The sequence below is a fragment of the Pseudomonas sp. GW821-FHT07G06 genome (assembly GCF_058986625.1).
In genome coordinates, this window is record NZ_JBYSVW010000008.1 from 167,290 (window position 1) to 191,628 (window position 24,339).

23 protein-coding genes are annotated in these 24,339 nt (G+C 58.9%); 13 read left to right on the forward strand and 10 right to left on the reverse strand.

Features of this window, described 5'->3' with window-relative positions; all coding sequences use genetic code 11:
* Positions 1-7: 7 nt before the first annotated feature.
* The gene (locus tag AC3WJW_RS15475; protein ID WP_493726595.1) at positions 8-664 is read right to left on the reverse strand and encodes an alpha/beta hydrolase; all 657 of its coding nucleotides are present in this window, start codon (positions 662-664) and stop codon (positions 8-10) included.
* A 467-nt stretch (positions 665-1,131) separates the two neighbouring features.
* Between AC3WJW_RS15475 and AC3WJW_RS15480 the strand changes: the two genes are divergently transcribed.
* From AC3WJW_RS15480 to AC3WJW_RS15505, 6 genes are all read left to right on the forward strand, one after another.
* Positions 1,132-2,163, forward strand: a complete 1,032-nt coding sequence (locus tag AC3WJW_RS15480) for an amino acid ABC transporter substrate-binding protein (protein WP_493726596.1) — start codon at positions 1,132-1,134, stop codon at positions 2,161-2,163.
* 65 nt (positions 2,164-2,228) lie between these two features.
* Positions 2,229-3,410 (forward strand): amino acid ABC transporter permease, encoded by a 1,182-nt coding sequence (locus AC3WJW_RS15485; protein ID WP_493726597.1) that lies wholly within the window; start codon positions 2,229-2,231, stop codon positions 3,408-3,410.
* A 10-nt stretch (positions 3,411-3,420) separates the two neighbouring features.
* Entirely contained in the window at positions 3,421-4,518 is a 1,098-nt protein-coding gene (locus AC3WJW_RS15490; RefSeq protein WP_095943796.1) for an amino acid ABC transporter permease, read from the forward strand.
* A gap of 10 nt (positions 4,519-4,528) precedes the next feature.
* Positions 4,529-5,293, forward strand: coding sequence for an amino acid ABC transporter ATP-binding protein (locus AC3WJW_RS15495; protein WP_104449323.1), 765 nt, complete (start codon positions 4,529-4,531; stop codon positions 5,291-5,293).
* Between the two features lie 236 nt (positions 5,294-5,529).
* Positions 5,530-6,189, forward strand: a complete 660-nt coding sequence (locus AC3WJW_RS15500) for a FadR/GntR family transcriptional regulator (protein WP_429396661.1) — start codon at positions 5,530-5,532, stop codon at positions 6,187-6,189.
* Complete coding sequence (locus AC3WJW_RS15505) at positions 6,179-7,489, forward strand: CynX/NimT family MFS transporter (protein ID WP_493726598.1); 1,311 nt, start codon at positions 6,179-6,181, stop codon at positions 7,487-7,489. Before AC3WJW_RS15500 ends, AC3WJW_RS15505 begins: the two co-directional genes overlap by 11 nt.
* 7 nt (positions 7,490-7,496) lie before the next feature.
* Here AC3WJW_RS15505 and AC3WJW_RS15510 read toward each other — a convergent pair whose 3' ends face one another.
* The 5 genes from AC3WJW_RS15510 to AC3WJW_RS15530 all read right to left on the reverse strand — a co-directional run bounded on the left by AC3WJW_RS15510 (position 7,497) and on the right by AC3WJW_RS15530 (position 13,399).
* Positions 7,497-8,147 carry a DUF1120 domain-containing protein gene (locus AC3WJW_RS15510; RefSeq protein ID WP_493726599.1) on the reverse strand — a complete coding sequence of 217 codons (651 nt, stop codon included), beginning with the start codon at positions 8,145-8,147 and terminating at the stop codon, positions 7,497-7,499.
* Positions 8,148-8,225: 78 nt separating this feature from the next.
* Positions 8,226-8,837, reverse strand: a complete 612-nt coding sequence (locus AC3WJW_RS15515) for a DUF1120 domain-containing protein (protein ID WP_493726600.1) — start codon at positions 8,835-8,837, stop codon at positions 8,226-8,228.
* Positions 8,838-8,923: 86 nt separating this feature from the next.
* Positions 8,924-10,066 carry a DUF1120 domain-containing protein gene (locus AC3WJW_RS15520; RefSeq protein WP_493726601.1) on the reverse strand — a complete coding sequence of 381 codons (1,143 nt, stop codon included), beginning with the start codon at positions 10,064-10,066 and terminating at the stop codon, positions 8,924-8,926.
* Between the two features lie 10 nt (positions 10,067-10,076).
* Positions 10,077-12,560 carry a fimbria/pilus outer membrane usher protein gene (locus AC3WJW_RS15525; protein ID WP_493726602.1) on the reverse strand — a complete coding sequence of 828 codons (2,484 nt, stop codon included), beginning with the start codon at positions 12,558-12,560 and terminating at the stop codon, positions 10,077-10,079.
* Positions 12,561-12,670: 110 nt separating this feature from the next.
* Positions 12,671-13,399: a fimbria/pilus chaperone family protein gene (locus AC3WJW_RS15530; RefSeq protein ID WP_493726603.1), complete on the reverse strand. Its 729-nt coding sequence runs from the start codon at positions 13,397-13,399 to the stop codon at positions 12,671-12,673.
* Between the two features lie 472 nt (positions 13,400-13,871).
* Between AC3WJW_RS15530 and AC3WJW_RS15535 the strand changes: the two genes are divergently transcribed.
* The 4 genes from AC3WJW_RS15535 to AC3WJW_RS15550 all read left to right on the forward strand — a co-directional run bounded on the left by AC3WJW_RS15535 (position 13,872) and on the right by AC3WJW_RS15550 (position 16,421).
* The gene (locus tag AC3WJW_RS15535) at positions 13,872-14,495 is read left to right on the forward strand and encodes a response regulator (RefSeq protein ID WP_493726604.1); all 624 of its coding nucleotides are present in this window, start codon (positions 13,872-13,874) and stop codon (positions 14,493-14,495) included.
* Between the two features lie 110 nt (positions 14,496-14,605).
* Positions 14,606-15,076: a nuclear transport factor 2 family protein gene (locus AC3WJW_RS15540; protein WP_493726605.1), complete on the forward strand. Its 471-nt coding sequence runs from the start codon at positions 14,606-14,608 to the stop codon at positions 15,074-15,076.
* 40 nt (positions 15,077-15,116) lie between these two features.
* Complete coding sequence (locus AC3WJW_RS15545) at positions 15,117-15,401, forward strand: GIY-YIG nuclease family protein (RefSeq protein WP_007972703.1); 285 nt, start codon at positions 15,117-15,119, stop codon at positions 15,399-15,401.
* A gap of 84 nt (positions 15,402-15,485) precedes the next feature.
* Complete coding sequence (locus tag AC3WJW_RS15550; RefSeq protein ID WP_493726606.1) at positions 15,486-16,421, forward strand: glutathione S-transferase family protein; 936 nt, start codon at positions 15,486-15,488, stop codon at positions 16,419-16,421.
* Between the two features lie 128 nt (positions 16,422-16,549).
* On the opposite strand, the gene AC3WJW_RS15555 is transcribed toward AC3WJW_RS15550, so the two are convergent.
* A complete protein-coding gene (locus AC3WJW_RS15555) occupies positions 16,550-16,900 on the reverse strand; it encodes a glutaredoxin family protein (RefSeq protein WP_493726607.1) in 351 nt (116 codons plus the stop codon).
* Complete coding sequence (yejK, locus tag AC3WJW_RS15560; RefSeq protein WP_008018580.1) at positions 16,900-17,904, reverse strand: nucleoid-associated protein YejK; 1,005 nt, start codon at positions 17,902-17,904, stop codon at positions 16,900-16,902. The genes AC3WJW_RS15555 and yejK overlap by 1 nt, the downstream gene beginning before the upstream one ends.
* A 474-nt stretch (positions 17,905-18,378) precedes the next feature.
* Here yejK and AC3WJW_RS15565 point away from each other — a divergent pair, with 474 nt between their 5' ends.
* Both AC3WJW_RS15565 and AC3WJW_RS15570 read left to right on the forward strand, forming a co-directional pair.
* Complete coding sequence (locus AC3WJW_RS15565; protein WP_007905514.1) at positions 18,379-18,660, forward strand: HU family DNA-binding protein; 282 nt, start codon at positions 18,379-18,381, stop codon at positions 18,658-18,660.
* A gap of 302 nt (positions 18,661-18,962) precedes the next feature.
* A complete protein-coding gene (locus AC3WJW_RS15570; protein WP_493726608.1) occupies positions 18,963-19,400 on the forward strand; it encodes a DUF3757 domain-containing protein in 438 nt (145 codons plus the stop codon).
* Between the two features lie 125 nt (positions 19,401-19,525).
* Here AC3WJW_RS15570 and rlmF read toward each other — a convergent pair whose 3' ends face one another.
* On the reverse strand, positions 19,526-20,557 hold the full coding sequence (rlmF, locus tag AC3WJW_RS15575) for a 23S rRNA (adenine(1618)-N(6))-methyltransferase RlmF (RefSeq protein ID WP_493726609.1): 1,032 nt from the start codon (positions 20,555-20,557) through the stop codon (positions 19,526-19,528).
* Between the two features lie 232 nt (positions 20,558-20,789).
* Here rlmF and AC3WJW_RS15580 point away from each other — a divergent pair, with 232 nt between their 5' ends.
* Complete coding sequence (locus tag AC3WJW_RS15580; RefSeq protein ID WP_493726610.1) at positions 20,790-21,185, forward strand: hypothetical protein; 396 nt, start codon at positions 20,790-20,792, stop codon at positions 21,183-21,185.
* Between the two features lie 210 nt (positions 21,186-21,395).
* Here the strand turns inward: AC3WJW_RS15580 and AC3WJW_RS15585 are convergent, their stop codons facing one another.
* A complete protein-coding gene (locus AC3WJW_RS15585) occupies positions 21,396-24,242 on the reverse strand; it encodes a valine--tRNA ligase (RefSeq protein ID WP_493726611.1) in 2,847 nt (948 codons plus the stop codon).
* Between the last annotated feature and the right edge of the window lie 97 nt (positions 24,243-24,339).

Genomic DNA, 24,339 nt, shown 5'->3' on the forward strand with positions numbered 1-24,339 from the left:
TGAGTGGTTAACGCAAGCGCTCGGTGAGCCAGGTGCCGATGTCGCGAATTTCCTCGGGTAACACTTCGTGGCCCATTGGGTATTCCTGCCATGTCACGGTGACACCACGATGCTTCAAGTGCTCGTAGGCGCTGCGTCCCATCGAGTTCTGCACCACATCGTCGTATTGGCCGTGCATCGACAGTACCGGAATGCGCTGCTGGCTGGCGGACAGTTGCAGTTCGTCGCTGAAGGTCGGTGCATAAGTAGAAAGGGCAACGACGCCACCCAGCGGTCCCTGCCACTTCAGAAACGCAGTGTGGAACACCACGGCACCGCCTTGGGAAAAACCGGCCAGAAAAATCCGCGAGGCGTCTATTCCGCTGGCCTTCTGCGATTCGATCAGTTCGATGATCCAGTTGGCAGACTCTTCCAGTTGCTCGCGGTTGATCGCGCGCGCGGGGCTCATGGCCAATATGTCGTACCAGCTCGGCATCTCGTATCCGCCGTTGATGGTGACGGCGCGGCTCGGCGCCTGGGGCAAAACAAAGCGGGTGCTCAACAGGGATTCCTGCAGGGCTTCGGCCACTGGCAGGAAGTCGTAGCGATCGGCACCCAGGCCGTGCAGCCAGATAACGCAGGCGTCTGCGGTCTTGACGGGTTCAAGAATCAAGGGGTTGGTCATGGCTGCTCCAAAAGTGTGCGTGCGCTCTCATTGAGTGCGAGTGCTGAGTGCGTGTCTGGTTGATCAGTTACGAAGATGTCGCAAGGTTACAAGTTTTGCTATTGACCTGCAGCTGAACCGCTTCGACGAGCGGTGTGGTACGGGCTTTGCTATGGGGAAACGGTGCAACCCATCTCGCGCCCGGCGGTAACACTATCAGTGTACTGCCGACTGTGGGATAGCAATGAATCCGGTGATGGATGTTCGCCAAAGGCCGATTCGGGGCTTCGCGAACGTGAAAGGGCTACAGCCCGTTCGGCCGACTGGTGAGAGCGAGTTTTCCATGACGTGGATTTTCTCCTACTAGACTCATAGCTAACGTCTTACGTCGGTTGACCCAAAAACAAGCCAACACGGGTCGACTACGCCTCAAAAGGGTGCGACAGGACTCACGCTCCGACACAACAAGAGCAAAACTGGAGGTTTGAATGAAGATGTTGAAATCCACCCTGGCTATCGTGACTGCAGCCGCAGTACTCGGTGTCAGCGGGTTTGCCCAGGCGGGCGCAACCCTGGATGCAGTGATGAAGAAAGGTTTCGTGCAGTGTGGCGTCAGCGATGGCCTGCCAGGCTTCTCGGTTCCGGATTCCACCGGCAAGATCGTCGGTATCGATGCTGACTACTGCCGTGCAGTGGCGGCCGCTGTCTTCGGCGACGCGTCCAAGGTCAAGTTCAGCCAGTTGAACGCCAAGGAGCGCTTCACCGCGCTGCAGTCCGGCGAAATCGACATTCTGTCGCGCAACACCACCATGACCAGCTCCCGTGATGCGGGCATGGGCCTGAAATTCCCGGGCTTCATCACTTACTACGACGGCATCGGCTTCCTGGTAAACAACAAGCTGGGCGTGAAAAGCGCTAAAGAGCTGGACGGTGCAACCATCTGCATCCAGGCCGGTACCACTACCGAGCTGAACGTTTCCGACTACTTCCGCGGCAACGGTCTGAAATACACCCCGATCACCTTCGACACCTCCGACGAAAGCGCCAAGTCGCTGGAATCCGGTCGTTGCGACGTACTGACCTCCGACAAATCCCAGCTGTTCGCCCAGCGCAGCAAGCTGGCTTCGCCGAAGGACTACGTGGTTCTGCCGGAAACCATTTCCAAGGAACCTCTGGGCCCGGTCGTGCGTAATGGCGACGACGAGTGGCTGGCCATCGTGCGCTGGACTGGCTACGCCATGCTCAACGCTGAAGAAGCCGGCATCACTTCGAAGAACGTCGAAGCCGAAGCCAAGGGCACCAAGAACCCTGACGTTGCCCGTCTGCTGGGTACCGACGGTGAATACGGCAAAGACCTGAAAGTGAAGAAAGACTGGGTCGTGCAGATCGTCAAGCAAGTGGGTAACTACGGCGAAGTGTTCGAGAAAAACCTCGGCAAGAGCACTCCGCTGGAAATCGACCGCGGGCTGAACGCTCTGTGGAACGCTGGCGGCATTCAATACGCACCACCAGTGCGCTGATGGTTCTATCACCCGGTGGGCCAACCACCGGGTGATGTTCTGTTCCATTATTTCCGGGGCACTTCATGCAAAATTCAATCGGCGCACCAAAGCAGAGGCTCAGCCTCAGCGATCCACGAGTGCGCGCGTGGGTATTCCAGATCATCACGATTGTCGGGGTGGTCTCGCTGGGCTGGTATCTGTTCGATAATACCCAGACCAACCTGCAACACCGGGGCATTACCTCCGGTTTCGACTTTCTGGAGCGCAGTGCCGGTTTCGGCATCGCTCAACACCTGATCGACTACACCGAAGCGGACACATATGCCCGGGTGTTTGTCATCGGCCTGCTCAACACGCTGCTGGTGACCTTCATCGGCGTGATCCTGGCGACGATCCTGGGTTTCATCGTGGGTGTGGCGCGGCTGTCGAAGAACTGGATCATCGCCAAGCTGGCGACGGTGTATGTGGAAGTCTTCCGCAACATTCCGCCGCTGCTGCAGATCCTGTTCTGGTACTTCGCGGTGTTCCTGACCATGCCGGGGCCGCGCAACAGTCATAACTTCGGCGATACCTTCTATGTCAGCAGTCGCGGCCTGAACATGCCGGCGGCGTTGATGGCGGACGGTTTCTGGCCGTTTGTGATCAGCGTTGTAGTCGCCATCGTCGCCATTGTGCTGATGAGCCGCTGGGCCACCAAACGCTTTGAAGCCACCGGTGTGCCATTCCACAAGTTCTGGGTCGGCCTGGCGATGTTCCTGGTGATCCCTGCGCTGTGCGCGCTGGTTTTCGGTGCGCCGGTGCACTGGGAGATGCCGGAGCTCAAGGGCTTCAACTTCGTCGGTGGCTGGGTACTGATCCCGGAACTGCTGGCGCTGACCCTGGCGTTGACCGTGTACACCGCGGCGTTCATCGCCGAGATCGTGCGCTCGGGCATCAAGTCGGTCAGCCACGGCCAGACCGAAGCGGCGCATTCCCTCGGCCTGCGCAACGGCCCGACCCTGCGCAAGGTGATCATCCCGCAAGCCCTGCGCGTGATCATTCCACCGCTGACCAGCCAATACCTGAACCTGGCGAAGAACTCCTCGCTGGCGGCCGGTATCGGTTATCCGGAAATGGTCTCGCTGTTTGCCGGGACCGTGCTCAACCAGACCGGCCAGGCGATCGAGGTGATTGCCATCACCATGAGCGTGTACCTGGCGATCAGTATCAGCATTTCCCTGCTGATGAACTGGTACAACAAGCGCATTGCGCTGATCGAGCGGTAAGGAAAAGCGCATGAGTACTCATACTTTCAAACCTGACATGCCGCCACCGAACCGCAGCATCGGTGCGGTGGCGTGGATGCGCGCGAACATGTTCTCCAGCTGGCTCAACACCCTGTTGACCCTGTTCGCGTTCTACCTCATCTACCTGGTGGTTCCACCGATCCTGCAGTGGGCGATCCTTGACGCCAACTGGGTCGGCACCAGCCAGGCCGACTGCACCAAGGAGGGCGCCTGCTGGGTGTTCATCCAGCAGCGCTTCGGCCAGTTCATGTACGGATACTATCCGCCGGTACTGCGCTGGCGCGTGGACCTGACGGTGTGGCTGGCGATCGTTGGCGTGGCGCCGTTGTTCATCTCGCGCTTTCACCATAAGGCGGTGTACGGGCTGAGCTTCCTGGTGCTGTACCCGATTATTGCCTGGTGCCTGCTGCATGGCGGCGTATTGGGTCTGGACGCTGTGGCGACCAGCCAGTGGGGCGGCCTGATGTTGACCCTGGTGATCGCCACTGTCGGTATTGCCGGTGCGCTGCCGCTGGGGATTGTCCTGGCCCTGGGGCGTCGTTCGAACATGCCGGCGATTCGGGTGGTCTGCGTGACCTTCATCGAGTTCTGGCGCGGCGTGCCGTTGATCACGGTGCTGTTCATGTCCTCGGTGATGCTGCCGCTGTTCCTGCCTGAGGGCATGAACTTCGACAAGCTGCTGCGGGCGCTGATCGGCGTGATCCTGTTCCAGTCGGCCTATGTGGCAGAAGTGGTGCGCGGTGGTCTGCAAGCGATTCCCAAGGGGCAGTACGAGGCGGCTGCGGCGATGGGGCTGGGCTACTGGCGCAGCATGGGCCTGGTGATTCTGCCGCAAGCCCTGAAGCTGGTGATCCCCGGCATCGTCAACACCTTCATCGCGCTGTTCAAGGACACCAGCCTTGTGATCATCATCGGCCTGTTCGACCTGCTCAACAGCGTCAAGCAAGCCGCAGCCGATCCGAAGTGGCTGGGCATGGCCACCGAAGGCTATGTGTTCGCTGCCCTGGTGTTCTGGATTTTCTGTTTTGGTATGTCGCGCTATTCCATGCATCTGGAACGCAAGCTCGACACAGGCCACAAGCGTTAGGAGTTCTTTTATGAGCGAAGCAAATAAAAAGCCTGTGAGCCCTGAAGGCATTATTCAGATGCAGGGCGTGAACAAGTGGTACGGCCAGTTCCACGTGTTGAAAGACATCAACCTCAACGTCAAGCAGGGCGAGCGTATCGTGTTGTGCGGCCCGTCGGGTTCCGGCAAGTCCACCACTATCCGCTGCCTCAACCGTCTGGAAGAACACCAGCAGGGCCGCATCGTGGTCGATGGCGTGGAACTGACCAACGACCTCAAGCAGATCGAAGCGATCCGCCGCGAAGTCGGCATGGTGTTCCAGCATTTCAACCTGTTCCCGCACCTGACCATCCTGCAGAACTGCACGTTGGCGCCGATGTGGGTGCGCAAGATGCCCAAGCGCAAGGCCGAGGAAATCGCCATGCACTACCTGGAGCGCGTACGCATTCCGGAGCAGGCGCATAAATACCCGGGGCAGTTGTCCGGCGGTCAGCAACAGCGTGTGGCGATCGCCCGCGCGTTGTGCATGAAACCGAAAATCATGCTGTTCGACGAGCCGACCTCGGCACTCGACCCGGAGATGGTGAAAGAGGTACTGGACACCATGATCGGCCTGGCCGAAGACGGTATGACCATGCTCTGCGTGACCCACGAAATGGGCTTCGCCCGCACCGTGGCCAACCGCGTGATCTTCATGGACAAGGGCGAAATCGTCGAACAGGCCGCACCGAACGACTTCTTCGATCACCCACAGAACGAGCGCACCAAGCTGTTCCTGAGCCAGATCCTGCATTGATCGAACCCAGGCGCTGAAATAAACCCGGACCGAGTTCCGGGTTTATTTTTGCCCGCGATTTTGTGCCCATCCCTGTAGGAGCTGCCGAAGGCTGCGATCTTTTGATCTTCGCTTCTGAAAAAACAAAATCAAAAGATCGCAGCCTTCGGCAGCTCCTACAGGGGGTTGTGTGGGCAGCTTAAGCTGACTAACATGTCAGAAAATTCATCCTATGATTGGATGAGAGGGCGAATTGCATGTCAGAAATCTCTCCATTGGTAAAACGATCCCTGGTCGATCAGGCCCTGGACCAACTGCGCCTGCGTATCAACCAGGGCATCTGGGTCGTTGGCCAGCGTTTGCCCACCGAGCCAGAGTTGTCGGCGGAGCTGGGCATCAGCCGCAACACCGTGCGCGAAGCCATGCGCGTGTTGGCGTTTTCCGGGTTGATCGAAATCCGCCAGGGCGACGGCAGTTACCTGCGGGCGGTAGTCGATCCGCTCGATACCCTGAAGGCGCTGTCCCGTTGCTCCCTTGAGCAGGCCCGGGAAACCCGGCACATCCTTGAAGTCGAGGCCATCGGCCTGGCAGCCATGCGCCGCACCGATGAAGACCTGGTGGCATTGCGCGAGGCGCTGGGTGTCAGCGGCAGTCACTACCATGGCGATCTCGACACCTACATCGCCTGCGATCTGGTGTTCCACCGTCGCCTGGTGGACGCCGCGCACAACCCGACCCTCAGCGAGTTGTATCGCTATTTCTCCAGCATCGTCGGCGCGCAGTTGCGCCAGACCCTGAGCATCGTCCCGCGCCGCCAGGAAGTGTTCGACCTGCATATCGAATTGCTCGATGCCGTCGAACAACGCGACCCGGAGCGGGCCAAATCCCTGTCGAGGCAGTTGATCAATGAACCTTGAAACCGAGAAGTCGATACCGCGCGGTGAATTATCCACAGCCGCAAAACGTTCGGCAGAGCTGGAAGAGCTGCTGATCGACGCCGAGGCCGATGACGAACAGGTTCAGCAAACCCACCCGGTTCTGCGCCGTCCGTGGCTGTTGCTGCTGGGCCTGATTCTGGTGGCGCTGAACCTGCGCCCGGCGCTGTCGAGCATGGCGCCGATGCTCAGCGAGGTCTCGAAGTCCCTCGGCTTGTCGGCGTCCGCTGCAGGATTGCTGACCACGTTGCCGGTGCTTTGCCTTGGCCTGTTTGCGCCCTTGGCACCGCTGCTGGCCAGACGCTTTGGGGCTGAGCGGGTGGTGCTGGGCATTCTTCTGACCCTGGCTGGCGGGATCATCCTGCGCAGTTCATTCGGTGGGATCGGCCTGTTTGCAGGCAGTGTGCTGGCCGGTGCCAGCATCGGCGTGATCGGTGTGTTGCTGCCAGGCATCGTCAAGCGCGATTTCCCGAAACAGGCCGGGACCATGACCGGTGTCTACACCATGGCTCTGTGCCTGGGCGCGGCGATGGCGGCGGGTGCGACCGTGCCGCTGAGTGAGCACTTCGACAACAGCTGGGCGCTGGGCCTCGGCTTCTGGGTTATTCCAGCATTGGCGGCGGCGCTGTTCTGGCTGCCGCAAGTCAGCCAGCAACACGGCGCGCACAACGTTGCCTACCGCGTTCGAGGCTTGCTGCGCGATCCGCTGGCCTGGCAGGTGACCTTGTACATGGGCCTGCAATCGTCCCTGGCCTACATCGTGTTCGGCTGGTTGCCGTCGATCCTGATCGGTCGCGGCCTGACCCCGACCCAGGCCGGGCTGGTGCTGTCGGGTTCGGTGATCGTGCAACTGGTCAGCTCCCTCGCCGCGCCATGGCTGGCTACACGTGGCAAGGACCAGCGCCTGGCGATCGTGATCGTGATGGTCCTGACCCTTGGCGGTCTGTTCGGTTGCCTGTATGCGCCGATCGAAGGCTTGTGGGGCTGGGCGATCGTGCTGGGGCTGGGGCAGGGCGCCACGTTCAGCCTGGCATTGACCCTGATCGTGCTGCGCTCGCGGGACTCCCACGTGGCGGCGAACCTGTCGAGCATGGCCCAGGGTTTTGGTTACACCCTGGCGTCCATGGGGCCGTTCGCGGTCGGTATCGTGCACGACTGGACCGGTGGCTGGACGGCGGTGGGCTGGATCTTCGGTGTCATCGGCCTGGGTGCGATCATCGCCGGTCTCGGTGCCGGGAGGGCGCTGTATGTGCAAGTCAGCAGCGAGAAGATTCAACCGTGACGGATGCCTATAAATAGACAAGCTCCAGGGTCGCGGAACCGTCGAGCATTGCATCGTCACTCAGGTCCAGCGTTGAGGTGGGGGCAATGATGGCGACGAGAGTGACCCGGCTGCTCAGGTTCTTGATCTCGACAGGGCCTGCGGTGCTGCCCGCCACATCGGTGAAGCCCAGATAGCTGTTGGCGGCAATCGGTATGGGGTTGAAACTGGATGTACTCCACCCCCGCCCGCCAGTGGTGGAGTCGGTTCGATACACTTGCGGCAGAGCGTCCGCTACGGTGCGGGCAGGATCGAAGCGCAGTGAGTACAGGCCGATCCTGTTGCCGCTGCGGTCGAAATTCAGACCGTAATAGATCTCACTGTTGACGATGGCCGAGCCTTCGCGGTTATCCCGCATGATCAATGCGAAAGGCGCCGCTGTGTTGCAGCTGATGTTGAGGTCGAGGAATTCGTCACGCAGTCGCGTCCTTGTGTCGACGTTAAGGTCCTGTCGGGAGATTTTTCCGTAGTCGACAAGACCGTTGTTGGAAAAAGTCGGGGTGCAGGCGACCGGGGTGATGGTGCCTTTGACCAAGAGTGCATTGGGGGACGCCGCGAGAGCAGCAGTCGCCGTGCCCATCAGCAGTCCGGTGGTCAGAGTCATGGGAATACGCTTCATCGATAAATTCCTTTTATTCGTAGAGGCATAGGCGCTGAACCGTTCATTCAGACCACGAACGGTTCAGCGACTTGACGCTTAGTAGTAAATCACTTCGAACGTCGCGGAGCCGTCAAAGGTGATTTCGTTAGTCAGGTCCAGCGAGTCGGCGCGAGCGATATAGGTGTCGACCTGAAAATCATAGGTGACATCTTTAGCCTCAATCGGTAGGGAGCCGCCAGTAGTGGTAAAGGACAAGAAATGTCCCGGTTTGGCGTCGGTGGCTTTCACCCAGTTTGTATGGTCGGTAGATTCGATTGCGTCCACTGGAGTTGCCTCCGCTGTGACTCCCTTGATAATGGGTGCAAAGAAGCCCAACTGTTGGTTGGCAGGGGTCAGACCAAGGCCAAAATACCTACCAACCGGTGATGTGTTGGGTTTATTGTCAATCGGATTCAGTGAGAAACCGATTGCAGCAGTACAGGCTATGGCCAATTTCATCGGATGTTCCCCAATCAGCGTATTCTGATCTAGCTTAAGTTTTGATGACGAGATCTTGCCGATATCAATGAGACCGTTGTTGGAGAAGGTCGGTGTGCAAGCTTCTGGCGTGATAATGCCTTTGACCTCCAGGGTATCGCCCACGGCGAAGGCCTGAGGGGCGGTGCCGATCATGGCTGTTGTAGCAAGTGCTGCGAGGTACTTTTTCATGGATCAAACTTCCTTTCTTTCATTGTTGGCCTTGAATGTTCCGAGGGGCGTAAGTGCACCGCGGCTTCAACGAGGCAAGGTGGGTGTTACGGGTAAAGAATTTCGATCGTCCCCGAGCCGTCGAGGTGAACGGCGGTGCTCAGATCCAGGCTCGCGGTGGGGGCAATGACGGCCTCGACCGTCACCGTGGTTGTGAGGTTCTGGATAAAGGCCGGGCCTGCGGTGCTACCGGCGCTGTCGGTAAAGCCCAGATAGCTTCTCTGGGCGAATGGAATCGGGTTCGGACTGGAGGTGCTCCAGGCCGCGCCTGAGGTGGTGGAGTCGGTTCGATACACACGGGCGAAGCTGTCGGCGCTGGCGTTAGTGGGATCGACATTCAGTGAGTACAGGCCGATCTTGTTGCTGCGGTGATCCAGACCCAGCCCGTAGTAAATCTCGCTGTTGATCGTTGCCGAGCCCGGGCGGTTGTCATGCATGACCAGGGCAAACTCCATCGGGGCGTCGCAGTCGACCCGCAGGGTCAAATCCTTGGGTGGCAGTCGGGTGCTTTTGTCAGCGTTCAGGTCGTTTTTCGATAGCCGACCGAAATCCACCAGGCCGCCATTGGACAGTTCCACTTTGCACGCGGTGGGCGCGAAACTGGCGCGCAGGGTTATCTCCCTTGAGAGGCCCGTCGCGACCGCGTCGAACAGGCCGGTGGTTTCCCAGACTACGGCGTCACGTATCTGCAACGCTTTTTCCGACGCCCAGGCGGTCAGCTCCAGTTGCGCCGAAAGACTTTGCCCTTGCGCCGCCACACCGCCCCGAACCGGAACGATGGCTTGCTGCGGTTGCCAATGCAGACTCGAAGCGGATGTTTCAGGTACTTGGCCGACGGCAGAAATCAAGCCCAGTTCCACTGGTTGCCCATCGAGCACGGCGTCACTCATGCGCACGGCATAGCTGCCGTTTTCGGCAAAGCGAAAGCGCTCGGCGGTCGCGGACATGGCACGGTAGAACAGGGTCATGTCAGTGGGTTGGGGGCAGCTCAGGTTCAGGCTCAGGTGGCGCTCGCCCAGGGTTCGCTCTGCGGAGCCATTGGCGCGTATAGCCCGATTCGTCAAACCGTAATCGAGTACCGGCTGACTCAGGGTGAGCTTGCATTCGTCGGCGAGGGCCCAGGCGTGCGGCGCCAGTCCGCTCGACATCAACGTGCCGAGTGTCAGCAACAAAGGGTGGGGCAGCTTCATGGGGAGATCCTCAAAGTGTGCGGCACCGGGCGGCAGCGGTCTCGTAATACACCTGGGTATTGGCCTTGGCCGGCAGTTCGAAACGCAGTTCGCAGCGCTCCAGCCCTGGTGCGGTTATCCACAGGTCGCGGGTGTTCAGTACGTTGGGCAGAAACACCAATCCACCTTCTTGAGCGAGCGTGATGAACTCACCGTCTGCGCTGCTTACCGTTGCGCCACGGGGCAGGGGGGCACCGTCGTCCGTGGTGACTTTGAGCAGGGCTCGGCGGGTCAAGGTGACGCCGAACTCGACCTTGTCGACGGCCCCGCGCCCGGCGGAAACCACGGCCAGTCCGTTGTTGATATCGAGGTTGCGTGGCAGCGAACGGGTGTCGACTTCTACCGGGCTGCGCCCATAGGCGCTCACTTGAGGCACCACTGCCTGACCTTTCCAGTCGGTCCAGACCGGACCGCTTGGGGTCGAGACTTTGATGGCGCTTTCATCGCCAACAGAAAGCAACGCGAAGGTGTCCCGCACGGCGTATGGCGATAACGTCAAGCCGTCGCCGTGCAGGACGGCCCCGCCACGCGCGCCAACCTGGTAGCTGGAACGTTCGGCATCGGAGCGGGTGTAGTTCAAGTCCAGTTGGCTGTAGCGCGGCAGCAGGGACACCCCCGCCGAGGACTGCACTTGTCTGTCTCGTGTGTCGTGCTCAACACCGACCCGGTAGCTCAACTGGTCGTTGATCTGCTCGTTCAAGCCGACACCGCTGCGGTATTCGTCAGCGGAACTGCGTACCCAGGTGCGCGCCCGGCGACGTTCACCCAGTGGAATGCTGAGGCTCAGGTAAACACTGTCGTCGCTACGTTGGGTGCCGCTGACTTGCCATTGCGCGGTGGCCGACACCGACACGTCGCCAAACCGAGTGCCCCAGGACGCCAGGGCGCGGCTGCTGTTTTGCCCGTCGAATGTCGTTGAACGATTGAAGCCGCTGCTGAGCGCGCCAAACCCGGGGTGTGACCAGGTCAGCGACAGGCTCTGCTGATCGCGGTAGCGCGACTGGCTACGCTCCGACTGAGTATCGAACACCGCCTCGGACAAGTCGCGATAGCCGAATGTCCTGTACGAAGTTGCGGCATTGATCGACCACTGTTCACCCAAACGTTGCGAAACATTCAGGTCGGCCTGAAGCCCCCTGTCGGCCTCGCGGGTGCTGGTGTCGGCCGCTTGCAGGGTGGTCTGGATCTGTGTGGCGGGCCCTGGCAGCAGGCTCAGGCCAGCGCCCGCAGCACGGTAATCGGCGGTACCGGTGGCACCGGTGCTGAGCAGGACATTCGGGTTGAGTGCTCCACTCCAGCCGCCGCTGATCACCCAGGGGGCGCCGCTCCGGGCATCACCGAGACTGCGTACCTGGCCGGCGGCCAACGAAAAGCCGGGAGCCGGCAGGCCAACGCCGAGCATGGCGACGGGGACCGTGAAGCGTTGCTCGCTGCCATCCGTTTCCTTGACGGTGACTTCAACATCGGAGCGACTGTCGAGCCGACGTACGTTACTCAGGGAAAAAGGTCCGGCCGGTACCACTGTCGAGTGGATCAGCGACCCGTTCTGGCGTATTTCGACCTGGGCCTGGCTGCGGGCAATCCCTTCGATGGGATTGCTTTGGCCTTCGACCTGGAGCGCCTGCTCCGTCATGACCTGAACGCCGGTGATCTGCGCGCCGGCCAGTACCGGGTTGTAGAGATTGACCTGACCCGCTTGAAGCACGGTTTCGTAGCGGGCAAAGGTACGCTGGGCGTAAGCCGCCAGGTGAGTGGTGTGCGATACATCGTTCTGCCAGGTCTGCACCTGACGGCTGCGCACAATCCAGTCGCCGGCATTGAAACCGGCTTCGGTGTTGGCTGAGAGGTAGCGGCTCGATCCATTGCCGTATTGGCTGTGGAGGCTGTTGACGTCGTAGTTGAGTAACCCGGCGATACCGCCGGTTTGATAGCCGGAGATATCCCGGACCACCGGACGTATCGCCTGGGTCGGCACTATCAATGAAAGACCGAGATTGGCCGGATCCTGTTCGATTCGGGCCTGCGGCCAGGTGGCAAGTACATCGAAACAGCCTTTGTCGTTGGCCGGAAACGATGGCTCGCTAAGGTTTGCCGCATCAAGCAGGGAACGGTCAAAGCACAAGTCGCCGTCGCGATTGAACGTGACGTCGACCCGGCCGTGACGCTGGCCATTGACTGTGAGGGTGATCGGATGTCGGCCAGTGGTGAAGCTCGGGGCGGCCAATAGTTGGGTTGCGAGACTGGGGTCGATACCACGTTGAATCAGCGTTTTCCGGTCGAACGAAGTCAGCAACAAATCGGCATTGAGGTCTTCGGCATTGGCTTCGAGTCCTGTCAGCACGTTGCCAAGCAGCAACACCATGCCGGTCCGGACTCGCGACAGATGAGGGGACGTGCTGGCCGACCGAATCGCAGGCATGGCTTCGCCATCACGGTATTTCAATACGGTGTTCATGGGGTTCACTTGGGTTCTGCCAGGGTGCCGGATTGATCCGCTTCGGCTTCCGTCACGCTGAAATGTCGACGCCTGCTTTTCCCTGCACGGCGCTATCGATGATGTCTGCTCTAGAGGGCGATCGGCGCGTCATAGGGCGGCACGGCAAAGCCATAGACGGTCGCTGGATTGATTCGGACCTGGGTCGCAGTCTTTGCAGGGACCGAAATGCTGATCTGGTCACCGGGCAGTACGTAGGTTCGCGGTAGCGTCGCGGCGCTTCCGGAAGGCAGCAGTTGTACTTCCTGAGCCAGGCGTACGACATAAGGTGTTTCGTTGCGTACGGTCAGTTGACCCTCCTGCAGCGACCATTTCAGGTCGGTCCATGGGGTGCGGTTGGGCGCCAGGCCCGCAGGATGGAGGATGATCGGCAGGTTCTGGCGCACCGTCACACCCACACGGGCATGCCCGGCTTCGGTAGCAGGTTTGCCTTGGGGGATCCCTTCAAAAATCGCCCGCTTCAAACGCTGGGTGAGCAGGGGCTTTTCCGATTGCAGGATGAAGCGCACCAACTGCGTCCTGGTGGCTTCAACGCGTGCCAAGGGTGGCGTCACGAACACCAATGGTTCGGTGTCTTCGGGAATGTCTTCGATGGTGACGTGTAGCAGTGCCAGGCTGGCGTCGGTATTGGTCACGGATACGGCGGTTTCCCCGTTGGCTTCATTGACGATAATCACGGAGGTATCGGGCACCATGCCGTCGGCGTGGACCTGTACGGTCCATATCAGAGCGCACGCACCGATACCCGTGTGGGTCAGGCGGCGCAACTGCTTGAAAAATATTGTCTTGATGTCGCTCATTGGATTTCCCGGATAAAAGACTGTTGGCATGGCTCGCAATACAGATAGCGCAGGGACTCCGTGAACAGGCAGGCAGTGCTCAGGGGTGTAGGCGTCGTCTTCATGTAATGGATAGTCAGGCAAAGAGTGTGTGCAGTTCTGGGCAGGTGTGGCCGGACTGCTTGGCAGGCGACAAGTTAGCGGGCAAGGGGCGCTGGAGGAATGCAACTAATACGAAAAGAGAGCGGGCGTGTATGAAAGAGTGTTGCGGACTACGCAACGTTTTCTAACGAGGACTCTTTTAGTTGTAGTCCTCCTGCGTAGTCCTCAGCGCACTGCAATGTAGGAACCATCTATTTGTTGGATGGGCAAAGAGTTAGCCCATTGAATACATTGGGGATACGAGGTCGGAGGATTTTTCGAGGCGTTGTGGAAGGGGCAGGAACGGCGCTACTTTCCGCGCTTTTGCGCCACCTGCAGGAGGTATCCCACAATGCGAGTCGTTATTGCTGACGACCATTCCGTCGTTCGTGTCGGGCTGCGCATACTCATCAACGCCAGTCGACGATGCGTGATCGTCGGCGAGGCCGACAGTGTCGACAACTTGATGGATCTGCTTTCAAGTACGTCCTGCGAACTGCTGATCACCGACTTCTCCATGCCGGGAGGGCTGCAGGCCGATGGCTTGAAAATGTTGAGTACGATTCAGCGTCATTACCCGACCTTGCCGATCATCCTGGTGACAATGTTTACCAGTGTGGTAACGGCAAGGGCTGCACTGGCGCAAGGGGTAATGGCCATCGTCGCCAAAACCGCATCGGCGACGGAGTTGCCCCTGGCAATCAATGCGGTGCAGGAAGGGCGCCGTTACCTCAGCAAGTCCCTGCGCACGCTGTTGGCCAATACCCGCGATCAGTTTCACGAATCACCCTTGTCGGCCAAGGAGCACGAAGTGGTCCGAATGCTCGCCACTGGCATGACCGTCAGCGAAATCGCCGTTCACTTCAATCGCAGCGTGTCGACCATCAGTAAACAAAAGAAAATGGCTATGCTCCGGTTAGGTATTTCCACGGACGTTGATCTTTTTTCCTACGCCCGGGACAGCGGAATGACCTGAATAGTCATCGCGTTATTTTCATCGTGAATGCCGATAGTGTTCGATGCATTTGCAGACTATCGTGCGGGCACTCTTTCGAAATCATTATGCAAACCCGGGGGACCCCGTAGATGAGTGAAGCCCATAGCGCCTTGATCACCCGTTTCTATCAGGCTTTCCAGCGCCTGGATGCCGAAGCCATGGCTGCCTGCTACACCGACGACGTGGTGTTCAGTGACCCGGCGTTCGGTGAGCTTCGCGGTCGCGATGCCGGTGACATGTGGCGCATGCTGACGACTCGGGCCAAGGATTTCTCCCTGACCTTCGATCATGTTCAGGCCGACGGGCGCACCGGTGGCGCCCATTGGGTCGCGACCTACCTGTTCAGCCAGACTGGCAACACTGTGGTCAACGATATCCAGGCGCGCTTTGTCTTCCGTGACGGCAGGATTTGCGAACACCACGACAGCTTTGATCTCTGGACCTGGTCGCGTCAGGCATTGGGTTTCAAAGGTCTGCTGCTGGGCTGGACGCCACTGGTGCGCAACGCCGTTCGCGCCCAGGCATTGAAGGGGCTGAAGGCATTTCAGGCCGGTCGCTGATAAGATCGCGGCTTGTTTCCTTTCAAGTCTTGATCGTGCCGTGACCACCCCAAGCGAGTCTCCCGTCAGCAAGCCCTGGTTCGTCTACCTTGTTCGCGCGGCCAATGGTTCGCTGTATTGCGGGGTCAGCGATGATCCCGTGCGCCGCTTCGCCAAGCATCAAAGTGGCAAGGGGGCACGGTTCTTTCTTTCCAGCCCGGCCATGGCGCTGGTCTACACCGAACTTTGTCGCGACAAAAGCGATGCGCTGCGCCAGGAACGGCTGATCAAGAAACTGCGCAAAAGCGCCAAGGAATGTCTGGTCGCGTCTTATCAATCTGGCTGATCGGCTCCCATCAGGCACATCTGTAGGCTGCCAACCGATTGCGCGCTAAGCTGCGGATTCCTAATCTGTGCGGCGGAGCCGAGCATGTCCGAGTTGATTCTGCATCATTACCCGACGTCCCTCTTTGCCGAGAAGGCCCGCCTGCTGCTGGGCTTCAAGGGCTTGTCATGGCGCTCGGTGAAGATCTCGCCAGTGATGCCCAAACCGGACCTTACGGCATTGACCGGTGGCTACCGCAAGACGCCGGTGTTGCAGATCGGTGCAGATATTTATTGCGATACGGCATTGATTGCCCGGCGACTGGAACAGGAAAAAGCCTTGCCGGCTTTCTTTCCGGAAGGTCAGGAAATGATTACCGCGTCGTTTGCAGCCTGGGCCGACTCTGTTGTGTTCCAGCACGTGGTCAGCCTGGTGTTCCAGCCGGAATCGATAGCGGTGCGCTTTGGCAGTTTATCGCCGGAAGCGATCAAGGCGTTTCTGGCCGACCGCGCCGGTTTGTTCAGTGGTGGTAGCGCGACAAAATTGTCTGCCGAGCAGGCCAGGCATCAGTGGCCAACGATCATGTCGCGGCTGGAGCTGCAGTTGCAACGTGAAGGGGGTGATTTCCTGTTCGGTGAACCGTCGATTGCCGACTTTGCCCTGGCCCATTGCCTCTGGTTCCTCAAGGCCACACCGGTGACGGCTCCACTGGTCGAGGCTTACCCGGCAGTCAATGCGTGGCTCTCTCGGGTATTGGGCTTTGGTCATGGCGCCTCCAGCGAGATGACGTCCGAAGAGGCACTGGAGGTGGCGCGCAGGTCCACACCAGCGGCATTGCCGGATGAGCAGTTCGTCGATCCCAACGGATTCACGGCGGGTCAGCAGGTGGTGATCGCCGCCACGGACTACGGCGTTGATCCGGTCGCGGGAGAGCTGCTGTTTGCCGGCAGCGAAGAATTGATCGTACGGCGCAAGGATGAGCGTGGCGGGGTGGTGCATGTGCACTTCCCGCGGTTTGGTTTCCGTATCGAAGCCATCTGAAACCGACATACACCTGTGGCGAGGGAGCTTGCTCCCGTCGGGTCGCGAAGCGGCCCTTGAAGAGGGACTGCTGCGCAGTCCAGCGGGAGCAAGCTCCCTCGCCACAAGGGTTTTGTGAACCTGGTCAGTTATTTCAACGCCGCCAGAATCGCATCCGGGTCATACCCACGAATCAGGGTTCCGTTCACATCGATGATCGGAATCCCTCCGCCACCCAAGGCCTCATAGTCCTTGCGTGCGACGGCATCTTTCTCGATATCGAATTCCTTGTACGGAATGCCTTTCTGATCGAGAAAGCGCCGGGTCAGCTTGCAGTAACCACACCATTCGGTGGCGTAGAGCACGACGTTGGCCCGGGCCTGCGTCTGGGCTGGCACCACTTGCGAAGGGTTGAACACCCGCTCGATCTTGCCCCAGTTCTGGTAAGCCACGACCACCAGCAGGATCAGCAGGAATTTTTTCAGTATGCCGCCGAGCATCAGTTGCGCCGCTTCAGCTGATCGGTGAGCGAAGTGGGCAGGCCCTTGATGATCAACGTGCCGGCTTCTTCGTCGTACTCGATCTTCGAACCCAGCAGGTGCGCTTCGAAACTGATCGACAAGCCTTCGGCGCGGCCAGTGAATCGACGGAACTGGTTCAGGGTGCGTTTATCGGCCGGGATTTCCGGCGACAGGCCGTAGTCCTTGTTGCGAATGTGATCGTAGAAGGCCTTCGGGCGTTCTTCGTCGATCAGCCCCGACAATTCTTCCAGGCCCATCGGCTCACCGAGCTTGGCTTGGCTGCTGGCGTAATCCACCAGGGTCTTGGTCTTCTCACGGGCGTCGTCTTCCGGCAGGTCTTCGCTTTCAACGAAATCACTGAAGGCCTTGAGCAGGGTGCGGGTCTCACCCGGACCGTCGACGCCTTCCTGGCAGCCGATGAAGTCGCGGAAATACTCCGAAACCTTTTTGCCGTTCTTGCCTTTGATGAACGAAATGTACTGCTTGGATTGTTTATTGTTCTGCCACTCGGAAACGTTGATCCGCGCCGCCAGGTGCAATTGGCCCAGGTCCAGGTGACGGGACGGGGTCACGTCCAGCTCATCGGTCACGGCCACGCCTTCGCTGTGGTGCAGCAGGGCGATGGCCAGGTAGTCGGTCATGCCTTGCTGGTAGTGTGCGAACAACACATGGCCGCCGACGGACAGGTTCGATTCCTCCATCAGTTTTTGCAGGTGCTCGACCGCCACGCGGCTGAACGCCGTGAAATCCTGGCCGCCCTCAAGGTACTCCTTCAGCCAGCCGCTGAACGGGAACGCGCCGGACTCCGGATGGAACAGGCCCCAGGCTTTACCCTGTTTGGCGTTATAGCTTTCGTTGAGGTCGGCGAGCATGTTCTCGATGGCCGCGGACTCAGCCAGTTCGGAGTCACGGGCGTGGAGAACTGCAGGTGTGCCGTCGGGTTTTTTGTCGATCAGGTGGACGATGCAATGACGGATCGGCATGGGCTTCTCGGCTGAATGAGGAGAGGAGGGCGTGCTCCCCCGAAAAAGCGCCCAGTGTACCGCAACCCTCTGTAGGAGCTGCCGAAGGCTGCGATCTTTTGATCCTGTTTCTAAAAATACAAAGGCAAAAGATCGCAGCCTTCGGCAGCTCCTGCAGGAGGGATAGAGGGCAATTGGCAGGCGACCGACGGCGCTTATGCGTTTTTTTCCTGTTTTAGCGCAATAAAGCTGACCAAATGGGTAGCTAGAGGCGGATATTTCCACGTCTGTGTGCTAGCTTTGCCCGGTCTTGCGCGAAGTCACTGCGTTAAGCGTGCAGTCAGCATTTGTCAGGTCGAACCAAACCCTGATTTCGGTATCTATAACCCCGATCCCGAGGTTATTTGGCCGAGGGTGCCAGATCCAGAAGATCGGGCTCGATGGCTGACATTGCACTCTGCAATCCATATGAATTTGATAGGGAAGGAACACTAAATGGCTCTTACTAAAGACCAACTGATCGCCGACATCGCTGAAGCTATCGACGCGCCGAAAACCACCGCGCGTAACGCTCTGGACCAACTGGGCCAAATCGTTGCCGATCAGCTGGAAAACGGCGGCGAAATCACTCTGCCAGGTATCGGCAAGCTGAAAGTGACTGAGCGTCCTGCCCGCACTGGCCGTAACCCTTCGACTGGCGCTGCCATCGAAATCGCTGCCAAGAAAGTGATCAAGCTGGTTGTGGCCAAAGGCCTGACCGACGCTGTTAACAAGTAAGACTTGTTAAGAAAAACCGTGCGCCGGAGCGATCCGGGCACGGTTTTTTTATGGGCGTTGAAAAAGTTTACGCAAGGTAAACTTTGGCAATAACTTCTTTGTGGAAGCGGTTGTTACCGCGCGTTTCATCGGGATTGCTCGTTTGTTCTGAATAACACTTTTCTCCCTGTATAAAACGAATGCTCCTACAGAGCTGATAGTTGAGTGCGCGCCTTGGGTCGGTAGTATCGATAAGGTGTAGCGCACGGCTTTGCGTAAAAGCCAAATCCAAATTTCAGTTGTTCGTTACAGGGGCGTTTTTTATGAAAGTTAAACAGTTGTTGATGTGTGTATCGTTTCTGGTGTCCGGTCAGGCGTTGGCCAATGTGACCGAGTACTGCCCAAGCCCTGCTGACATCAAGGAGTTGGCAGCCGGTGCCTATAAGGCCCCGACAGCCAGTGGCGACGGGGAATGGTACGGTGTTTCGCAAACCGGGCGTGGGCCGGTAGGTGAGTTCGAACTGGCGATATTCGCCCCTCGCGTAGCAGCCGAGGGTGGCACTGTTGCCGGTGAAATTCTGCGTTGTGGTTACATGCTGAAAAATGGAGGCGAACTGGATATGCGGTACAAGCGAGAGGGAACTGTCGTCAGTATTGATACCAATGGGCCATGGGAGGAATGGCTGGGTCAGTATTACTGTGATAGCAAGGAGGCGCGGACCTGTGCGTTCAAAGAGAATGTTCGTGTAACAAAGCGCTGAGTTGCCAGGAAAGTTGTCAGTTAGTTTAAGATTGCGGGCCTGAGCATCAGCGTTAACCGCCAAGGCTTGTAAAAAAGCCGTGTACAGGAGTCATCCCGACACGGCTTTTTTGTGCGTCCGGGTTTTTACTCTGCAGTAGCTTTCAACCATCGCGCCTGACGCCAGGCCTGTTGCTGCGCCTGGGTCTGGAAGGTCCAGGCGACGAAGCGGCTCTGCTTCTGTCCCTGACCCATTTCCACCACCCGACTGTCCAGCGCGCCGGCCTTGGTCAGGGCCGTCTGGATCGCCGGCAGGTTCGACGCTTTCGACACCAGCGTGCTGAACCACAGCACTTGTTGCGCCACCTGCACGCTCTCGCTGACCAGTTGCGTGACGAAACGCACTTCCCCGCCCTCACACCACAGTTCCGCCGCCTGCCCGCCAAAGTTCAGCACCGGCAGCTTGCGTTTCGGATCGGCCTTGCCCAGGGCTCGCCATTTGCGCGTACTGCCCCGCGTAGCCTCGTCCAGCGAGGCATGGAATGGCGGGTTGCACATGGTCAGGTCGAACCGCTCTGCGCTCTCCAGCAGGCCTGTGAGGATCTGCTTGGGGTTGCTCTGCTGGCGTACCTGGATCGCCTTGTTCAGGCCATTGGATTGAATGATGGCCTTCGCCGCGGCGATGGCGGTCGCATCGATGTCGGAGCCAAGGAATTGCCAGCGATAATCGCTGTAACCGATCAGCGGATACACGCAGTTGGCGCCCATGCCGATGTCCAGCACCTTCACGGCAGCACCACGGGGGATCGCTCCGTCATTCCCGCTGGCCAGCAGGTCGGCGAGGAAGTGCACGTAATCGGCACGACCTGGCACTGGCGGGCACAGGTAGTCGGCCGGAATGTCCCAGTGAGCGATGCCATAGAACGACTTGAGCAGCGCCCGGTTGAACACCCGCACGGCCTCCGGGCTGGCGAAGTCGATGCTTTCCTTGCCATACGGATTGATGATTACGAATTTTTTCAGTTCCGGCGTGCTTTTGATCAGCGCCGGAAAGTCGTAGCGACCCTGATGGCGATTGCGCGGGTGCAGGCTGGCCTTCTCACGCGGCGCCGCGGCTTTGGCCGCAGGCGCGGATTCAGGCTTTTTGCGCGCAGGTTTTGGTGTGCGGGGGGCGGTCATGGCGGTGGTCGATTCGGGTATGGCTAAAAGTGGCGGGCATTGTCCCACATCTGAAAACTGACGGGTTGTTTTGTCTGGATTTTGAATGTGCTTATTGCTAATGAATATAGCTAACTGTCAGATATGACAGTAGGTTTATTGTTTTTTATTGTTTTTAATTAAGTTGTCTTGATGGTGCTTGTTGATACAAATGTTCCTCATATAAAAGGGTATGTTATCTTGGAGATATAAAATGATTAATCCTACTGTTGAGTTTTTGCATACGATCGACTCTGAACTTTCCTGTGGTTCTTTTAAACCGGCGGATCAGGATGTGTGGCTCGAAGTGCTCGTAGGGTCGCTGGAAGGGGCGCAGAGCGGTGCTGTGCTCAAGCTTGATTTTGAGGGGAGTAATAAGCAGGATGGCTCCGACCCAATTCCCGAAACAAAGACATCGTTGAAACACTTTCTCACTCCGGAGAATATTAGGGATGGGGTGGTTTTAAAGATTGCAGCATGGGAGAAAAATGTTAAATATGTTGAAGATGGTTCGGTTCGTGCCACTCTCACCATTAATGGCGGTAACTCTACGACTGTTCTAACTCGGGCTCATTTTCTCCTTCCTGGCGGTGGTAGTTGTAGGTTCTAAATTTATGCTGGTCGCTCGGGGAACCCCCAAAAATATCTCGCCGATTTTGTATCTCTCGGCCCCGAACCATGTCTTGCCGCATAGACGGGAAAGCGCATTTATCCTCGGGCAATCAGGTTCAAATCCCCGAAGTATCCGATCAAAAAAAATGCCAGTCAGTTTAACTGACTGGCATTTGTCTATCGGGTGCCCTATATCACCTAGCGGTGTTTACAGACTGGCAATCCGCGCATGCTGCTCGGCCAGTTTGCCCAGGGCCTGTTCGGCCTCGGCCAGTTTGGCGCGTTCTTTCTCGATGACTTCGGCTGGCGCCTTGTCTACGAAACCGGCGTTGGACAGCTTGCCGCCGACACGTTGCACTTCACCCTGAAGACGCTGGATTTCCTTGTCCAGACGCGCCAGCTCCGCACCTTTGTCGATCAGGCCGGCCATCGGCACCAGCACTTCCATCTCGCCGACCAGTGCGGTGGCGGACAGTGGTGCTTCTTCGCCGGCAGCCAGCACGGTGATCGATTCGAGGCGCGCCAGCTTCTTCAGCAGGGCTTCGTTTTCGGTCAGGCGGCGCTGATCTTCGGCGCTGACGTTCTTCAGGAACAGCGGCAGCGGTTTGCCCGGGCCGATGTTCATTTCGCCACGGATGTTACGGGTGCCGAGCATCAGGCCCTTGAGCCATTCGATGTCGTCTTCGGCCGCCTGATCGATGCGTGTTTCGTTGGCCACCGGCCAAGGTTGCAGCATGATCGTCTTGCCTTCGATGCCCGCCAGCGGCGCGATGCGCTGCCAGATTTCTTCTGTGATGAACGGCATGAACGGATGCGCCAGGCGCAGGGCGACTTCCAGTACGCGCACCAGGGTGCGGCGGGTGCCGCGCTGGCGTTCAACCGGAGCGTTTTCGTCCCACAGCACAGGCTTGGACAGTTCCAGGTACCAGTCGCAGTACTGGTTCCAGATGAACTCGTACAGCGCTTGTGCCGCCAGGTCGAAACGGAACTGGTCGAGTTGGCGGGTCACTTCGGCTTCGGTGCGTTGCAGCTGCGAAATGATCCAGCGATCCGCCAGCGACAGCTCATAGGCTTCGCCGTTCTGGCCGCAGTCTTCGCCCTTGTCCAGCACGTAACGTGCGGCGTTCCAGATCTTGTTGCAGAAGTTGCGATAGCCTTCGACGCGGCCCATGTCGAACTTGATGTCGCGACCGGTGGACGCCAGCGAGCAGAAGGTGAAGCGCAGGGCGTCGGTGCCGTAGCTGGCGATGCCTTCGGCGAACTCGTCGCGGGTCTGCTTCTCGATCTTCTTCGCCAGTTTCGGCTGCATCATGCCGGAGGTGCGCTTCTGCACCAGGGCTTCGAGCTCGATACCGTCGATGATGTCCAGCGGGTCCAGGACGTTGCCCTTGGACTTGGACATCTTCTGGCCCTGGCCGTCACGCACCAGGCCGTGAACGTACACGGTCTTGAACGGAACCTGCGGCGTGCCGTCTTCGTTTTTCACCAGGTGCATGGTGAGCATGATCATCCGGGCAACCCAGAAGAAAATGATGTCGAAGCCGGTTACCAGGACGTCGGTGGAGTGGAATTTCTTCAGGAACTCGGTTTTTTCCGGCCAGCCGAGGGTGGAGAAGGTCCACAGGCCCGAGCTGAACCAGGTGTCGAGAACGTCGTTGTCCTGTTGCAGGGCAACGTCCGGGCCGAGGTTGTGCTTGGCACGCACTTCGGCTTCGTCGCGACCGACGTAGACCTTGCCCGACTCGTCGTACCAGGCCGGGATGCGGTGGCCCCACCAGAGTTGACGGCTGATGCACCAGTCCTGGATGTCGCGCATCCACGAGAAGTACATGTTTTCGTACTGTTTTGGTACGAACTGGATGCGGCCGTCTTCAACGGCGGCAATCGCAGGTTCGGCCAACGGCTTGGTGGACACGTACCACTGGTCGGTCAGCCACGGTTCGATGACGGTGCCGGAACGGTCGCCTTTCGGCACTTTCAGGGCGTGGTCGTCAACGCTGACCAACAGGCCGGCAGCGTCGAACGCGGCCACGATCTGCTTGCGCGCTTCGAAGCGGTCGAGACCGGCGTATTCGACCGGGATCTTGCCGTCGATGGTCTCGTTCAGCGTGCCGTCGAGGTTGAACACCTGGCAGGCCAGCAGAACGGTGGCGTTCTTGTCGAAGATGTTCAGTAGCGGCAGGTTGTGACGCTTGCCGACTTCGTAGTCGTTGAAGTCGTGGGCCGGGGTGATTTTCACGCAGCCGGTGCCGAATTCAGGGTCGCAGTAATCGTCGGCGATGATCGGAATGCGGCGGCCAACCAGTGGCAGCTCGACAAATTTGCCGATCAGGGCTTTGTAGCGTTCATCGTTCGGGTTCACGGCCACGGCGGAGTCGCCGAGCATGGTTTCCGGGCGAGTGGTCGCGACGATCAGGAAATCGTTGCCTTCAGCGGTCTTGGCGCCATCGGCCAGTGGGTACTTCAGGTTCCACAGGAAACCTTTCTCGTCGTGGTTCTCCACTTCAAGGTCGGAAATCGCGGTGTGCAACTTGGTGTCCCAGTTCACCAGACGCTTGCCGCGGTAGATCAGGCCGTCTTCGTGCAGGCGTACGAAAGCTTCTTTAACGGCTTCCGAGAGGCCGTCGTCCATGGTGAAACGCTCGCGGCTCCAATCTACGGACGAGCCGAGGCGACGGATCTGACGGCTGATGTTGCCACCGGACTCATCCTTCCATTCCCAGACTTTCTCGAGGAATTTTTCGCGGCCCAGGTCATGGCGGCTCTGGCCCTTGGCTTCGAGCTGACGCTCTACCAGCATCTGCGTGGCGATACCGGCGTGGTCGGTACCCGGCTGCCACAGGGTGTTGCGACCCTGCATGCGGCGGAAACGGATCAGGGCGTCCATGATCGCGTTGTTGAAGCCGTGCCCCATGTGCAGGCTGCCGGTGACGTTCGGCGGCGGGATCATGATGGTGTAGGACTCGCCCGCGCCTTGCGGGGCGAAGTAATTCTCTGACTCCCAGGTGTTGTACCAGGAAGTTTCAATGGCGTGCGGCTGGTAGGTCTTATCCATGCGCGGCGGGACCCTATTGGCATTTATTCAGGAAAAGCCGGGAAGTATAGCGGGGATGAGCCGATGCGCGTAGAGCGAGGTGACAATGGGCTTGGGA